The sequence below is a fragment of the Curtobacterium sp. ME-Dv--P-122a genome, from assembly GCF_030209645.1.
In the GTDB taxonomy this organism is placed as follows: Bacteria; Actinomycetota; Actinomycetes; order Actinomycetales; family Microbacteriaceae; genus Curtobacterium; species Curtobacterium flaccumfaciens.
In genome coordinates this window covers 584608-598967 of sequence record NZ_JARVRO010000006.1, presented here as the reverse complement: position 1 = coordinate 598967, position 14360 = coordinate 584608, and the positions used below count along the sequence as shown (strand labels likewise).

Below are 14360 nucleotides of genomic sequence, written 5' to 3'. Positions count from 1 at the left end.
TCGTCCCATGAGCATCGAGACGACAACCCACCTCAACTTCGACGGCGACGCCCGCGCGGCGCTCGACTTCTACGCATCGGTCTTCGGCGGCGAGGTCACCGCCGCCACCTACGGCCAGATGGGCGCCCTGGACGACCCGGCCTGGGCGGACCGCATCGTCTTCGGGCAGGTCTCCACGGCCGCCGGGTTCCGCGTCATGGCCTTCGACGTCTGGCCCGGGCAGCCCTACGACCAGGGCTCGAACGCCTTCTACGTGTTCGCGCACGGCGACGACACCGCCGAGATCGAGCGGTACTGGGCCGCCCTGTCCGACGGGGCCGAGGTCCGGCAGCCCCTGGAACCCTCGGCCTGGGCACCGTTGGCCGGGCAGCTGCGCGACCGCTTCGGCGTGGTCTGGCAGCTCGACGTCGCGGCCCCGACCGAGTGACGCGGCGGTGCGGCCCGGATGGTCCCGCCCCGCACCGACGCTCGGACGTTTGTGAACCACTTCCCCACGGAATCCGGCCGCCGATAGCGTGCTGGCATGCCCGAGTTCCGCCCGATGCCCGGTTACGAGCTCGGCCACGGATGGGTGGCCGCCCGCCGACGCCGCTCCCGGTTCGGCAGCGTGTGGCGCTGGATCGGGCCGCCGGTCGCACTCGTCGCCGTCGTCGCTGCCGCGCTGCTGTTCCACTGGTACGCGGGCGTGGCCGACCAGGTCGAGTGGGAGTGCGCGGTGTCCACCTGCGGCACGAGCGACCCGCGGTCCTTCGCGCCGGAGGGGTGCTGGGCGCTCCTCGTGCTCGCCGGTCTCGGCACCGTCCGGGTCCCCGGGCGGTGGTGGTGGACGGGCGCGCTCCTGCTCGGGTTCGCGCTCGTCGCCGCGTGGTCGATCGACTGGTGGCGGATGCCCGGCATCGACCTCGGGCTGTTCGTGACGCCGATCGGAGCCGGGAGCCTGGGCGTCGTCCTCCTGCTCGCCCGGATCGGGATGGCCGTCGACCGTGTGCGCGGGCGAGCCCACACCGCCCGTCGGCGGGCCGAACAGGACAGTCCGCGGGACGTGGGCGAGCGCTGACCCGGTCGGAGGATCAGCCCGAGCGGCTCCAGGTGCTGACCGTCACGGTCGCGGTCACGCTCGTCGGCGCGAACACCTGCTCCGCCGAGACGTGGTGGTGGCTCGGCCCCATGTGCACGACGTCGTGGACGTCCTCCGCCGACAGCTCCATGGACCACATCAGGTCCTCGGAGGACCGCAGCGCGAACGACGGCGTCAGGGAGTCGTGCAGTCGGCGCTCCTTCTCCGGGTCCACGCTGATCGTCGCCTCGGCGAGCTCCGCCAGGTGGCCGGTCCGCGGGGTCACCACCACGAGCACGCCGTCGGCGTGCAGGACGCGGGCGTACTCGGTCTGGTTGCGCGGTGCGAAGACGTCGAGCAGGACGGCGGCAGCGCCGTCGACGACCGGGAGGCGCTCGGTCACGTCCCCGACGACGGCCCCCGCGCGCTCGTGGGCGCGTGCCGCACGCCGGATCGCGACGGCCGACAAGTCCAACGCGACCCCGAGCCTCCCGTCCGCCGCGCGCAGCGCATGCGCCAGGTAGGTCCCTGGACCCGAACCGACGTCGAGCACGATGCCGGGCGCGGTGGCGTCCGCGACGATCGCGGCGAGCGCCCGCTCGACCGGCGCGTAGTGCCCGCGCCCCAGGAACCGCAGCCGCGCGTCCACCATCTCCGGAGTGTCCGCGGTGAGTGCGCGGCGCTTCGCGGGCAGGAGCGTCAGGTGGCCCTGCTTCGCCTCGTCGAACCGGTGACCGTTCGGGCAGCCGACCTGGCCGTCGTCGACGCGGCCGAGGGGCTCGGCGCACACGGGGCAGGCGAGCATCGGCAGCAGGTCGTCACGCACCGGCCCAGCGTACGGGCCTCGGTAGCCTGACCGGATGTCGCTGCAGCAGCTCTTCGGCCTCGACGGCCGCATCGCACTCGTGACGGGAGGCAGCTCCGGCATCGGCCGAGCGATCGCCACCGCACTCGCCGACGCGGGTGCCCATGTCCTCGTCGCCGCCCGGACGGCCGCGACCATCGACGCCACCGTCGCCGGCATCCGCCAGGCGGGCCGCTCGGCCGACGGCATCGTCGCGGACCTGTCCTCCCGCGCTGGCGCACACGCACTCGCGGACTCCGTCGGAGACGTCGACGTGCTGGTGAACTCCGCCGGGATCAACCTGCGGCCGCCGATGCCGGAACTCGACGAGGCCACCTGGGATGCCACGATGGCCGTCAACCTCGACGCGCCGTTCGTGCTCGGGCAGCGGCTCGCACCCGGCATGGCGGCCCGTGGGTACGGGCGGATCGTGTCGATCAGTTCGCAGCAGGCCCACCGCCCCTTCGCCGCCAGCGGCGCGTACGGGGTCTCCAAGGCCGGTCTGGAGGCGCTGGCCCGGTCCCAGGCAGAGGCCTGGTCCGCGCAGGGGGTCACCTCCAACGTCCTCGTCCCCGGTTTCGTGCGCACCCCGCTCAACGAGCGACTCGGGTCCGACCCGGCGACGGTCGCGGCCCTCGCCGCACGGACGCTGGTCGGGCGGAACGGGCTCGCGTCGGACTTCGCCGCGGCGGCGGTGTTCCTCGCCGGACCCGGGTCGGCCTACGTCACCGGGCAGTCCATCGCGGTGGACGGCGGGTTCTCCGTCCACTGACCTCGAGCGACGCCGACGGCACGGTGCTGCGCGGCAGTACGGTCAGGACATGGCAGTCATCGAGCAGGCAACGCTCCGCCCCTCCAAGGCCGAGGCGCTCGCCGCCTGGCTCCCCGACCAGGCGTGGAGCGGCGTCGTCGCGGGATCGCCGCTCCAGGTCGTCGGGCAGTTCCGGTTCGACGACCCCGCTGGCGAGGTCGGCGTCGAGGTGCTCCTCGTCCGCACCGACGACGGCCGGGTCCTGCAGGCACCACTGACCTACCGGGATGCACCACTGCCCGGTGCCGACGCGTTCCTGGTCACCGAGATGGACCACTCCGTCCTCGGGCGACGGTGGGTGTACGACGCCGTGGGCGATCCCGTCCACGCTGATGTCCTGCGCCGGGCGATCGTGACCGGCGGGCACGAAGCCTCGCTCGAGTTGGCCAACGGTGCCGGACAGCGGCCGAAGGACGCCTGGGCCAGCGGGAGCGGCTCCGCACCCGACTCCCCCAGTGTCACCTCGGTGCGAGCGACCACTGCGGACGCCCTGACGTCGATCGCGACCGACCACGGCACGATCGTCATCGCTCGGGTCGTCGGTACGGCCCTGCCCGAGGGCGAGACGCTGACCGGGACGTGGACGGACGGCTCCGAGGTGCTCGCCGTCCTGCTGCCCGAACGCGCCTGAGGTACTGGCAGGGCCTGCCTGTGCCGGGGACCGGCTGGCAGGATCGACGGCGTGAAGACACTGGAGTTGCCACAGACAGACCTCACCGCCTCCGACGTCGTCGTCGGACTGATGCGGATCAACGACATGAGCGACGAGGACATCCGTTCGCTCTACAGCGCCTCGCGCGATGCGGGCGTGAACATGTTCGACCACGCCGCGGTGTACGGCGAGTGGCACGGCTGCGAGGAGCGGTTCGGCGCCGCCGTCACGCTGACGCCCGCGGAACGCGCCGAGATCGTGCTGCAGACCAAGGTCGGCATCCGGCCGACGCCGAAGGGCGCGTACTTCGACTTCTCGTACGAGCACATCCTCGAGTCCGTGCACGAGTCGCTCGAGGCGCTGCAGACCGAGTACGTCGACGTCCTGCTGCTGCACCGCCCCGACGCCCTGGTCGAGCCGGAAGAGGTCGCGAAGGCCTTCGACGAGCTGCACGCCGCCGGCAAGGTGCACCACTTCGGCGTCTCGAACCACACCCCCGGCCAGGTCGACCTGCTCAAGAAGCACGTCCGCCAGCCGCTCGCGTTCAACCAGGTGCAGCTCAGCATCACGCACGCCAACGTGATCTCGCAGGGTCTGACCGCGAACATGGGTGGCCTCGAGCAGTCGGTCGACCGCGACAACGACATCCTCAACTACTCGCGCATCAACGACATCACGCTGCAGGCCTGGTCGCCGTTCCAGAAGGGCTTCTTCGACGGCGTCTTCCTGGGCGACCGTGAGCAGTACGCCGAGCTGAACGACGTGCTCGAGGAGGTCGCCGCCGCACACGGTGTCACCCCGACCGGCATCGCGGTCGCGTGGATCACCCGCCACCCCGCGCACTTCCAGGTCGTCCTCGGCACGACGAACCCGCAGCGCGTGCGGGACTCGGCCGCCGGCTCGGACGTCGAGCTGTCGCGCGAGGAGTGGTACCGGATCTTCACCGCGGCCGGACACACCGTTCCCTGAACCGGGACCGCCCCGCCGGGTCGGGCAGGGTGAGGTCGTGCTCCACGATCTCGCCCTGCCCGTCCGCCTGACCACACGCTCCGGCGCACTGACGCTGCGGAACGCGGTGGACGGGGACCTCGACGCGCTCATGGCACTGTTGTCCGACGACCCGATCAGCGCTGCACGTGGTGACGTCGCCGCGCCGGAGGACCGACCGCGGTACGCCGAGGCACTCCGGTCGATCGTGGACGACCCGGCGAACGCGCTGCTCGTCGCCGAGGACGCCGACGGGCGGCTCGTCGGGACGCTGCAACTCACCCGGATCCCCGGGATGGCTCGTCGTGGTGCCACCCGACTGCTCGTCGAGGCGGTGCGGGTCAGCAGTGCTCGGCGCTCCGCCGGCATCGGGAGTGCCCTGATGCGCTGGGTGACCGACGTCGCCGCGCCGGCGCTCGGGACCCCGCTCGTGCAGCTCACCTCGGACGCTGCACGGACCGATGCGCACCGGTTCTACGAGCGCCTCGGCTTCACCGGCTCGCACGTCGGGTTCAAGTACCGGGTCTCCGACCCTTCCGCCAGCCCGCCTGATATGTCACACTGAGACCAGTCGCCCCATCGAGGTGGGTGCGGAAGTGATCCCCGGGAGATCCTGCGGTATAGCGGGGCCCGGGGATTCGCGCGTTCACCGACGGTGTTCGTGCACGCTCAGCACATGGTCCAGCTGCTCGAGGTAGGCCGTTTCCCCTCGCCGAGCCAGCGCGACGACGCCGCAGACCGCATCCGCCGCCCAGAGAAGTGGCTCGCGGCCACCTGGCAGGTGCTCGAACACCAGCCCGTGAACCAACTTGCGTGACCGCAGGGCGTCGAGGTGCGCGCGATCGTTCCGGTCCGAGGGCCCGCGAGATTCGAGGACGACTCGGTCGACACCGCCCGCGCGGAGTTCGAGGATCAAGTGCTCAAGAGCAAGACGGCGACGGCGCTCGCTCCGGACGGATCGGTCAGTCACGCTCACGACCCCGATGGCTTCGAACGGATGGTCGCACAGCATCCCGACGATCCCGGTGCGGTGCCGGGCGTCGCTCTCGGACCAGTGCAGCTTCCGCGCCGATCGTGGCTTGATGGCGCAGAGCGAGTCCCGGAACCTCTCAGCATCGCGGTCGGCGACTGTCACCGCCCCGAGGATGTACGCGCCGGGGTCACGTTCGTCTCCGGGCTCGGACTCGTCCACGTAGGCCGTCGGTACCATTCCGGAATACTACCGGTCAGACAGTGACGCACGGCCGAACCGACCGAAGCCGCGCTAGTCGTCGGAGGCGGAACCAGCAGACCTCGGCGTCGGAACGTTCACGTCGACCGGGGACACCCCGGCGGGATCGGCGGAGGCGCCACCCACGACGTCGAACGAGATCCCCAGCATCGCCGGGTCCTCGTCGAGTTCGAGCCCGTCCTGGCGGACCTGGTCCTCCGGGATCGCACGGCCACCGGACGGGTCCCACGAGTTCGCGATCGACATGCGCACGAGCATGCCCGAGCCGCTTGGCAGTCGCCCAAGAAACCTCTGAGGACCCCCGGACCGCTCAGCCGGCGAGGTCGTCCGGGTGCAGCCGATCGCCGGCGTGCGGACGCCGGAACACCGGGCCGCCGCCGGCTTCGTCCTCGTCGTGATGGCTGACGGGCGAGACGCTCGGGTCGGCGGAGTCGTCGCCGACGTCGGCGCCGCGGTCCTCCTCCATCTCGAGTTCGGACTCGTCACTGCCGTCCACGGGGATGGACCGGCCCTGCTGTTCGGGATCGAACGGTGCGCTCATCGACATGCGGCGAGCATGCTCCCGCTCGGTGAACGCCGGATCAACGCTGTCCGTCGGCCGCGATGAGCTCGAGCTGCGTCAGCGTCAGGTCGGTGCCGGCGGTGAACGTGAACGACGACCCACCGCCGAGGATCCGGAACACCCGGGTCTGCCCGGCCCACGAGAACTCGGCGCCGTCGACCGCGGTGACAGCGTCGTCGAGGCCGACCCGCCACGAGTAGGACCCCGGCGATGCCACCGTCACCGTGTACAGCGAGGCGGCGGGGCACGACACGGCGAAGGACACGGACTCCCCCGCTGCGATCGCTGTGACGGTGCGGCCGGTGTCGTCGGTGAGCGCCGAGGCCCCGACGGGCAGGACGTCCACCGGGGCGTCCCGGTAGCCGTGCACGTCGGAGGCCGAGACGGGGCGGGTGTCCGACGCCCAGCCCTGCGGTTCGTCGGACAGGGTGAACTCGATCCGCGACGCGGCCACGACCACGCTGTGCGGGATGGTGACCGAGGTCCAGGGCGAGCCGTCGACCGTCACCGACGCGACGTACGCGCCTGCGGAGCCGGCGGCGATCTCGATGACGGTGGGCGATCCTCTCCCCACCGGCACGGCCTGCCCGCCGCTGGCGCGCCGGTCAGGAACCGGCGGCGTGGGCCCAGGCTGTCGCAGCACCGTCCTGCGGACCGACGGCGGCACGAGCACGTAGGTGCCGGTCGACGGCGCCAGCGGGTACAGGCCGATGGTCGCGAAGACGTACCAGGCGCTCATCTCGCCGTTGTCCTCGTCGCCGGGGTAGCCCTGGCCGAGGTCGGACCCGACGAACAGCCGCTCGAGCGACTCGCGGACGATGCGGTGCGCGTCATCGTGGCGCCCGGTGAACATCGGGAAGAAGGGGATGTGGTGCGCGGGCTGGTTCGACAGCCCGAGCATGCCCATCCGGACGTCGCGGGCCTCGGTCATCTCGTGGATCGGGAAGCCGTACGAGCCGGACCGCGCCAGCGCACCGGTCTCGGGGGTGGCGAAGAACGCGTCGAGAGCGGCGTCGAACCGCTCCGGCCCGCCGTGCAGGTCGACGATGCCGGCGCCGTCGTGCGGCGCCGTGAACGCGGTACCCCACGCGTTCGTCTCCGTGTAGTCGTCGCCCCAGTCGCGCGGGTCGAACTCGGTGCCGACCCGCCACGAGCCGTCCGGGTCGCGGCCGATGAAGAACCCGCGCTCGGAGTCGAACACGTGCCGGTACTGCAGGGACCGGCGGGCGAACCACTCGGCCTCGGCCTCGTAGCGGGACAGGTCGGCGGGCGTCCGCGCCCGCGACGCGAGCAGGCCCGCCATGACGGCCAGGCCCCAGTCGTTGATGGCCGCGTCCAGGGTCCACGACATCCCCTCGTGGGTCGCCGTGTCGACGTGGCCGCGGAAGGCGCCCGGGAGGCTCCCCTTGCGTCCGACGCGCTCGTCACGCGGCGGGACGGTCGCGTTCCGCACCGCGCTCCGGTACGCCTCGGCCAGGTCGAAGCCGCGCACGCCCTTCACCGCGAGGTCGGCGAAGACGGTGTCGCTCGTGGTGCCGGTCATGCAGTCCTCGGCGCCGGGGGCACTCCAGCGGGGCGTCCACCCGCCGTCGTGGTGGTGCTCGACGAAGCCCTGCGCGAGTTCGCCCGCGGTCTCGGGGGTCAGGAGTCCGAGGAGCGGCCAGGCCGTGCGGTAGGTGTCCCAGAAGCCGTTCGTGGTGGTGAACGGCCCCTCGACGACCTCCGGCCCGGGCTCGTCGCGGATCGGGTCCGCCAGCACGTCGCCGTACGGGGAGCGGTGCCGCGGGGTGCCGGTCAGGGCGGTCTCCCCGGCGCGGTTCGGGTAGAGGAACAGCCGGTACAGGCCGGAGTACAGGCTCGTCAGCTGGTCGGGGGTCGCGCCGTCGAAGGACAGCGTCGCGAGCTTCTCGGTCCACAGCGCCTCGGCACGGGAGCACATGGCGTCGAACGAGCCGGCGTCGTCGAGGTTCGCGCGGGCGTCCTCGATCGAGACGGTCGAGATGCCGAGCAGGACGTCGACCGGGCCGTCCGTACCGCTGGCTTCTCCCACGGACAGCCAGCCGCGCAGCTCGTGTTCGCCGATCGTCGTGTGGTCGGCGGTGACCCCCGCGACCCGCAGGTGCACGTGGTGCGGCGGGGTACCGGGGCGGTCGTCGAGGACGGCCTCGACCACGGCGGTGCCGTCGGTGATCGTCACGGAGACGTCGGACACCCGGCCGTGGTGGTCGAGCACCACGCTGCGGGTGCCGGTGAACCGGAACCCGAGGGCGAACTCCCCCGCGGTCAGCTCGGCCGTCACACCGTGCTCGAGGGCGACCCGGTAGCGGTGCGGGCCGTCCTGCTCGTCCTCGTGGTCGAACCCGAGCGCGCGAGCGGACCGGTCGACGTCGGGGGTGTCGAGTGGCGACGGCATCACCTGGAACACCCCGCGGTCGCCCATCCACGGCGACGGGATGTGACTCGTCGCGAAGGCCTGGATCGCCGGACGGAGTCGCCCCTGGTCGTCGAGCCGGTCGTGCTCCTGGTACGCGTACGGCCAGCGGTTGCTCGAGGCGTCCGTCATCGGCAGGCCGAACACGCCTCCGTGCGGGACGCCGACGAGCGGGGCGTTGTTGCCGCGGGAGAACCGGGAGGACGCGTGGGTGCCACGGGTCGTCCGGACGTGGCCGAGCGGGGTCGTCGGGTTCGGACGCGGGGGACCGATCCGGACGGTGTCGAGCCAGCCGCGCAGTGCGGGACGTTCGCCGTCGGTGGCCGCAGCCGACGTGTCGGAGCCGAGCCGGGCCTCCAGGCGGTCGACGACCAGCCCCGCGAACGGCGTGAGGTCGACCGCGCGACGGTTCCACTGGTCCACCCACTGCTTGCGGGCCACGTCCTGCGCGTCCGGGGTGACCGCGTCGCCGTACTGGTCGCGGACCGCGGCATCGTTGCGTAGTCGCGAGCCGTCGGTGAAGACGACGTCGACGGCGAAGGCCGTGGCGTCCCAGAAGTGCGGCAGGTCTGCTTCGGTCGGTTCCGACGCTCCGTCGGGCAGGGTCCGCTCGGGGAACCAGACCCAGGACAGCTCGTCGCCGGAAGCGATGGTGCGTCCGGTGCAGCCGGGGATGATCGCCTCGGCGACGGACGCTCCCGCTGGTCGTTCGACGAGCCAGGCCGCTGCAGAACCGAAGCCGACGCCGTTCCGAGCGGCCACGGCCGTCGTCGGACCACCGCTCCGTTGCAGTTCTCGCACGGAACGAGCCTATTTGCTCCAGGGACTGGACGAAAACCCCGGCGTGTCAGTGCTCGTCGTCAGTGCTGGTCGTCAGTCCTTGTTATGTCCCGGCGCGCTGCCGGACTTGCCGGGGGCGGTGTCCGACGTGGTGTCGACCGCGCCGGTGTCGGCCGCGCCCGTGTCAGCCGCGCCCGTACCGTCCTGCGGCTCCTGCACCGGGTTCGATGCCGGGGTGCTCGGCTCCGGGCCGACGGGCGGGTCCTGGGTGGGCTGCTCCGGCTCGGTCGGTTCGCTCGGCTGCTCGCTCGGTTCCTCGGCGGGCTGCGACGGCTGCTGCTGCTCCTGAGAGGGCTGCTGCTCGGCCGGTTCGCTCGGCTGCTGTTCCTCGCCCGGGTCCTCGGACGGCTGCTGCTCGGTCGGGGCGGTCGACGTGGTGTCCGTCGGGGCCGGGGTGCCGTCGTCGTCGCCGTGCAGGGCGAACACCGCAACACCGATGCCGATCAGCACCAGGACGATCACGATGATCGCGGCGATGAGCGGTCCGCGCTTCTTCTTCTCCGGCTGGTCGTCCGGCCGGTCGCCCCGGACCGGGCGGGGCGTGACCGGCGGCGGGGTCGGCCCGCTCGGGCCCGATGCGCCGCGGCCGTTCGCCTGGGCGCCGAGCACGGTCGTCGAGACGTCGTCGGCGGCGTTCGGACGCTGGGTGTCGAGGACGCGGGTGGCGTCGTCCCCCGGACCCGCGCCGCCGTTCGGCAGTTCGCTCGCCGGCATCGCCTGCGTCCGGTCGTCGGCGTTCGCCGCTGCGGCGGCACCGGCGCCGACTGCGGCACCAGCCGCACCGGCGGCCGCGGACGTCACCGCACCGGGTGTGCCGGGCAGCAGCTGCGTGGCGTTCGTCGGCTCGTCGCGGCCCAGCGCTCGCAGGCGCTCGGCGGCCTCGGCTGCCGTCGGTCGCTCCGCCGGGTCCTGCGCGGTCATCACGTGCAGCAGGGTGCGCCAGGCCGTGGGCAGCTGCCGGTCGATCTCGGGCGAACGGGTCAGCCGGGCCGTGGCCGACTCGACCGCGCTGCCCGGGAACGGCTGGCGGCCGGTCATGCACTCGAGCAGCACGAGCCCGAGCGAGTAGACGTCGGCCTTGCCGGTGATCTCCTTCGCCAGGACCTGCTCCGGGGCCAGGTACGCGGCCGTCCCCATCACGGTCCCCGTCCCCGTCACGCGAGAGGCGTCGCGGAGCAGGGCGATCCCGAAGTCGGCGAGCTTGACGTGCCGACCGTCGCTCTCGAGCAGGACGTTCGCGGGCTTCACGTCACGGTGGACGATCCCCTGCGCGTGCACCGCAGCCAGGCCGTCGGCGACCTGCGCACCGAGGCGGGCGGCGGTCGCGGGGTCGAGCGGGCCCTCGCGCAGACGGGTCGCCAGGTCACTGCCCGGCACGAGTTCCATGACGAGGTACGAATCACCGTCGACGTCGTCGAGCGCGGCGTCGTAGAGCGTGACGAGCTCGGGGGCGCGCAGCGTCGCGAGGGTCTGGATCTCCGCCTCGGCGCGGGCGCGCTCACCGCGGTCGACGGGGCCGATGCGGAACACCTTGACCGCTACCTCGCGACCGAGTTGCTCGTCGACCGCCCGGTACACGGACGCCATGCCACCGTGTCCGAGCGTGCCCGTGACGCGGTACCTGCCGCCGAAGACCCGTTCTTCCATGCCCGGCAACCTACCGGTCGCGGCTGACGGCGCTCTGCCGTTGGGGCGCGGCGCGGCGGCGCGGGGCGCGGCGGGGCGGGGCGACTTCGTGAGCAGAAGACGTCGGGTGCGGGCGAGCGACCCGACGTCTTCTGCTCACGAAGTGATGCGGTCGACGTCCGGCGCAGGCTCGGCACCGTGGTGGAGCGCCGTCAGGTACAACCGGTGCGCCGTGATCACCAGGGCGAGCCACGCGAGTCCGAGCGCCCACGCCGCCAGCACGTCGGTCAGCCAGTGGTGCCCGAGGAACACCCGCGACGCCCCGACCGACAGCACGAACAGGGTGCCCACGACGATCGTCCACACCCGGGTGACGACGCGCGACTGCCGCAGGAGCAGGAGGTACACGATCGTGCCCACGATCACCGTGGAGTTGAGCGTGTGCCCCGACGGGAACGACGGCGACGTCTCGTACGGCGGCACCGCGTCGGACAGCGGCGGACGGGCGCGACCGATCAGGTCCTTGCCCGCGATCGTCATGAGCAGCGAACCACCGCTCGCGGCGACGAGGAGCACCAGTGGCGTCCACGCACGGCGCTGGATCGTGAAGCCGACCAGGAACCCGAGCGCGACGATCGGCATCCCGATCGTGCCCGCGATGTCGGTCCACCAGGTGACGAGCGTGTCCGCCGTGGGTGATCGGAGTGTGAGCGCCCAGTCCAGGACGGGTCGGTCGAGCACCGCGACGTCGTCGGCTTCCCGCACGGCGTCGTAGACCTCGGAGGCGATCCACGTGGCGAGGACGGCGACACCGAGACCCACAGCGAGGGTCAGCAGCAGGACGGGCATGGCGCCGAAGCGCTTGCCGAGCGCGGTCCACACGCTGGCGACACTGCGGCCGGCACGGGAGCGCCAACGGGTCAGGTCGACTTCGCCGACGGTGCGGTCGGCCGCGTCCCCGTGTTCGGTGTGCATCCGTCCACCCTGCCCGAAGCCGCCGGGAGCCGTCCCGGCCGACTGGCTACGAGCGCCGAGCGACCATGCGACCGATCGCGCTGGCCACATCATCGGCATCATCCGAGGTGGCGAGGAAGACCTGTCCGTTCAGTCGAGCGATGCGCACGGCGCGCTGGCCGTCCGCTGCCAGGAGCAGCCCACCGCGGCGGCTCCTGCCCTTGACGCCCCACCCACCGAAGTCCTCCATCGGTCGCACGTCCACGCTCGCTACGGAGGCGATGTCGCCGACCTTGACCCGGACGCCCCAGAACGGCGTCGCGACGAGCCAGAGGGCGTTACGGGTCGCGATGACGCCGACTGCCGGGGTGCTGAGCATCAGCACGATCGACGCGGTCCCGATGCCCAGCATCCACCAGCCGCTCACTTCCGGGAACTCGGCCAGGGAGAACACGCAGATCAGCACAGGGCCACTGCAGAGGATGAGCCGCAGCCCGATGTCGAACCGTTGCCAGGAGAGGACACGCATCGATCCGTCCGATCGTTTCTGGGCACTCGGCGGGAGAGCACCGGACAACTGCTACTGCCGGAACACTGACATACGTGTTTCAGTGGCACAACTCGGCGGCAGGTGAGCCCCGGCCGCCTCAGTCCTTCGCCTCCGAGTACGCCCCCACCACCCCGACCGACAGCGGGAACGTCACCGGGAAGTCCTGGAACAACAGCCGTCCGGCATCGACGGCGGCCTCCCGGATCTGCTGCGCCACCCACTCGGCGTGCTCCGCCGGGGCGTGCACCACGATCTCGTCGTGCACGAAGAACACCAGGTGCGGCCCGTCCGTCACGGCGCCGGGGAACCGCGCGAGCAACCGCGACCGCAGGGAACCCATCCACGCGAGTGCCCACTCCGCCGCGGTCCCCTGCACCACGAAGTTCCGGGTGAACCGCCCCCAGCTCCGGGCACGGGACTCGACCGCACGCTGCATCGCCGGGGTCCCCTCGACCGTGTACGCCTGGTTCCGGGCCTCGAACCACGAGTCCTCGGGCACCGGTGACGTCCGCCCGAGCAGCGTCGTGACGGGTTCGCCGCGCTCCCCCGCACGCGCGGCCCGTTCCACCATGTCGAGCGCCTGCGGGAACGCCCGGACCAGGCGCGGCACGAGCCGGCCGCCCTCGCCCTGGGTCGCCCCGTACATCGCACCGAGCATCGCCACCTTGGCCTGCTGCCGGGTCTCGACCGCCCCCGAGGCCACCACGCCGTCGTACAGGTCGCGCCCGTCGCCGGCCGCGGCCATCGCCCGGTCGCCGGACATCGCGGCGAGCACCCGGGGCTCCAGCTGTGCGGCGTCCGCCACGACGAGCTTCCACCCGGGATCGGCGATGACGGCCCCGCGGATGCCCTTCGGCAGCTGCATCGCTCCCCCGCCGTCGGCCGCCCAGCGACCGGTGACGACACCGCCGACGACGTACTTCGGGTGGAACCGGCCGTCGCGGATCCAGTCGTCGAGCCAGGTCCAGCCGTTGGCGGTGAGCAGTCGCGCCAGGCGCTTGTACTCGAGCAGCGGCTCGATGACGGGGTGCTCGATCTCCTGCAGCTCCCACTTCCGCGTGCTCGTGACCATCAGCCCGGCCCGGCGCAGCGACTTCAGGACGTCGGCGGGCGAGTCCGGGTTGAGACCGGGGTCGTCGAGGCACTCGCGCACGACGGCGGCGATCTCCTCGAGGCGTCGCGGCCGCACCCCGTAGGGCACGCGCGGCCCGAGGGCGTCCTCGAGCAGCCGCTCGTGCACGTCGGCACGCCACGGCAGCCCCGCGTGCAGCATCTCGGCCGCCACGAGCGCACCGGCCGACTCCGCGGTGAGCAGCAGGCGGAGCGCGCCGGGAGCGCTCGACCCCGCCACCGCGGCGAGCTGCGCCCGGAACTCCGCCACCGGGTCGACCTCGTCGTCGGGCGCCGCGGCGGTGAACAGGGCGTCGTCGAAGAGCTGGGCCTGCGTCGGCCGGACCACGCGGGCTTCCGCGACCGGGGCGTCCAGGGCATCTGCCGGGGCGGCGGCAAGCGCGGATCCCCGTGCCGCGAGCGCGGCCCGCAGGACACGACGACCGAGGCGCAGGTCGACGCAGCGACCGACCCGACCGCCCGCAGCGAGCACGGCCGGGTACCAGCGGGCGGTGTCGTCCCACACCCAGCGCACGCCCGGTGCGTCGTGGGCCGCGACGAAGGCCGGGAGGCCCGGCTCGTCCAGGCGGATCGGTTCACCCCCGGCGGTCCCCGCGTCGGTCAGGGGCGTCGCGAGGACGCCGCCGTCGACGCGGCGGAGGACGAGGTGCACGACACGATCATGCCGTGCCCCACCGACCCCGG

The 14360-nt window shown here is 72.5% G+C and carries 15 protein-coding genes; 6 read left to right on the top strand and 9 right to left on the bottom strand.

The window, feature by feature from the left end; all coding sequences use genetic code 11:
- The first annotated feature begins 7 nt into the window (after positions 1-7).
- Complete coding sequence (locus tag QRN49_RS07820; RefSeq protein ID WP_284755036.1) at positions 8-427, top strand: VOC family protein; 420 nt, start codon at positions 8-10, stop codon at positions 425-427.
- Positions 428-523: 96 nt separating this feature from the next.
- Positions 524-1057 carry a hypothetical protein gene (locus QRN49_RS07815; protein WP_017887936.1) on the top strand — a complete coding sequence of 178 codons (534 nt, stop codon included), beginning with the start codon at positions 524-526 and terminating at the stop codon, positions 1055-1057.
- A 13-nt stretch (positions 1058-1070) separates the two neighbouring features.
- On the opposite strand, the gene QRN49_RS07810 is transcribed toward QRN49_RS07815, so the two are convergent.
- Positions 1071-1883, bottom strand: a complete 813-nt coding sequence (locus QRN49_RS07810; protein ID WP_284755034.1) for a putative RNA methyltransferase — start codon at positions 1881-1883, stop codon at positions 1071-1073.
- A 34-nt stretch (positions 1884-1917) separates the two neighbouring features.
- Here QRN49_RS07810 and QRN49_RS07805 point away from each other — a divergent pair, with 34 nt between their 5' ends.
- Genes QRN49_RS07805 through QRN49_RS07790 form a run of 4 tightly spaced genes read left to right on the top strand, consistent with a single transcriptional unit; the run spans position 1918 to position 4916 of the window.
- Positions 1918-2673: an SDR family NAD(P)-dependent oxidoreductase gene (locus tag QRN49_RS07805; protein WP_209129631.1), complete on the top strand. Its 756-nt coding sequence runs from the start codon at positions 1918-1920 to the stop codon at positions 2671-2673.
- A gap of 49 nt (positions 2674-2722) precedes the next feature.
- Positions 2723-3343 carry a CG0192-related protein gene (locus tag QRN49_RS07800; RefSeq protein WP_284755028.1) on the top strand — a complete coding sequence of 207 codons (621 nt, stop codon included), beginning with the start codon at positions 2723-2725 and terminating at the stop codon, positions 3341-3343.
- Positions 3344-3394: 51 nt separating this feature from the next.
- Positions 3395-4333 (top strand): aldo/keto reductase, encoded by a 939-nt coding sequence (locus QRN49_RS07795; RefSeq protein WP_111023351.1) that lies wholly within the window; start codon positions 3395-3397, stop codon positions 4331-4333.
- A 37-nt stretch (positions 4334-4370) separates the two neighbouring features.
- A complete protein-coding gene (locus QRN49_RS07790) occupies positions 4371-4916 on the top strand; it encodes a GNAT family N-acetyltransferase (RefSeq protein WP_284755026.1) in 546 nt (181 codons plus the stop codon).
- A gap of 81 nt (positions 4917-4997) precedes the next feature.
- Here the strand turns inward: QRN49_RS07790 and QRN49_RS07785 are convergent, their stop codons facing one another.
- From QRN49_RS07785 to QRN49_RS07750, 8 genes are all read right to left on the bottom strand, one after another.
- Positions 4998-5543 (bottom strand): hypothetical protein, encoded by a 546-nt coding sequence (locus QRN49_RS07785; protein ID WP_163342959.1) that lies wholly within the window; start codon positions 5541-5543, stop codon positions 4998-5000.
- A gap of 72 nt (positions 5544-5615) precedes the next feature.
- Positions 5616-5828, bottom strand: a complete 213-nt coding sequence (locus QRN49_RS07780) for a hypothetical protein (RefSeq protein ID WP_139179591.1) — start codon at positions 5826-5828, stop codon at positions 5616-5618.
- Positions 5829-5892: 64 nt separating this feature from the next.
- The gene (locus QRN49_RS07775) at positions 5893-6129 is read right to left on the bottom strand and encodes a hypothetical protein (protein WP_111032194.1); all 237 of its coding nucleotides are present in this window, start codon (positions 6127-6129) and stop codon (positions 5893-5895) included.
- 34 nt (positions 6130-6163) lie between these two features.
- A complete protein-coding gene (locus tag QRN49_RS07770; protein WP_284755022.1) occupies positions 6164-9376 on the bottom strand; it encodes a GH92 family glycosyl hydrolase in 3213 nt (1070 codons plus the stop codon).
- Positions 9377-9448: 72 nt separating this feature from the next.
- On the bottom strand, positions 9449-11062 hold the full coding sequence (locus QRN49_RS07765) for a serine/threonine-protein kinase (protein WP_284755020.1): 1614 nt from the start codon (positions 11060-11062) through the stop codon (positions 9449-9451).
- A 135-nt stretch (positions 11063-11197) separates the two neighbouring features.
- Positions 11198-12016: a phosphatase PAP2 family protein gene (locus QRN49_RS07760; protein ID WP_284755018.1), complete on the bottom strand. Its 819-nt coding sequence runs from the start codon at positions 12014-12016 to the stop codon at positions 11198-11200.
- Positions 12017-12062: 46 nt separating this feature from the next.
- A complete protein-coding gene (locus tag QRN49_RS07755) occupies positions 12063-12524 on the bottom strand; it encodes a hypothetical protein (protein WP_284755015.1) in 462 nt (153 codons plus the stop codon).
- 118 nt (positions 12525-12642) lie between these two features.
- Positions 12643-14328 carry a bifunctional 3'-5' exonuclease/DNA polymerase gene (locus QRN49_RS07750; protein ID WP_284755013.1) on the bottom strand — a complete coding sequence of 562 codons (1686 nt, stop codon included), beginning with the start codon at positions 14326-14328 and terminating at the stop codon, positions 12643-12645.
- Between the last annotated feature and the right edge of the window lie 32 nt (positions 14329-14360).

Coding starts and splice junctions, on each gene's coding strand:
- QRN49_RS07820 (WP_284755036.1), top strand. CDS start 8: ATGAGCATCGAGACGACAACCCACCTCAACTTCGACGGCGACGCCCGC.
- QRN49_RS07815 (WP_017887936.1), top strand. CDS start 524: ATGCCCGAGTTCCGCCCGATGCCCGGTTACGAGCTCGGCCACGGATGG.
- QRN49_RS07805 (WP_209129631.1), top strand. CDS start 1,918: ATGTCGCTGCAGCAGCTCTTCGGCCTCGACGGCCGCATCGCACTCGTG.
- QRN49_RS07800 (WP_284755028.1), top strand. CDS start 2,723: ATGGCAGTCATCGAGCAGGCAACGCTCCGCCCCTCCAAGGCCGAGGCG.
- QRN49_RS07780 (WP_139179591.1), bottom strand. CDS start 5,828: ATGTCGATCGCGAACTCGTGGGACCCGTCCGGTGGCCGTGCGATCCCG.
- QRN49_RS07775 (WP_111032194.1), bottom strand. CDS start 6,129: ATGTCGATGAGCGCACCGTTCGATCCCGAACAGCAGGGCCGGTCCATC.
- QRN49_RS07765 (WP_284755020.1), bottom strand. CDS start 11,062: ATGGAAGAACGGGTCTTCGGCGGCAGGTACCGCGTCACGGGCACGCTC.
- QRN49_RS07760 (WP_284755018.1), bottom strand. CDS start 12,016: ATGCACACCGAACACGGGGACGCGGCCGACCGCACCGTCGGCGAAGTC.
- QRN49_RS07755 (WP_284755015.1), bottom strand. CDS start 12,524: ATGCGTGTCCTCTCCTGGCAACGGTTCGACATCGGGCTGCGGCTCATC.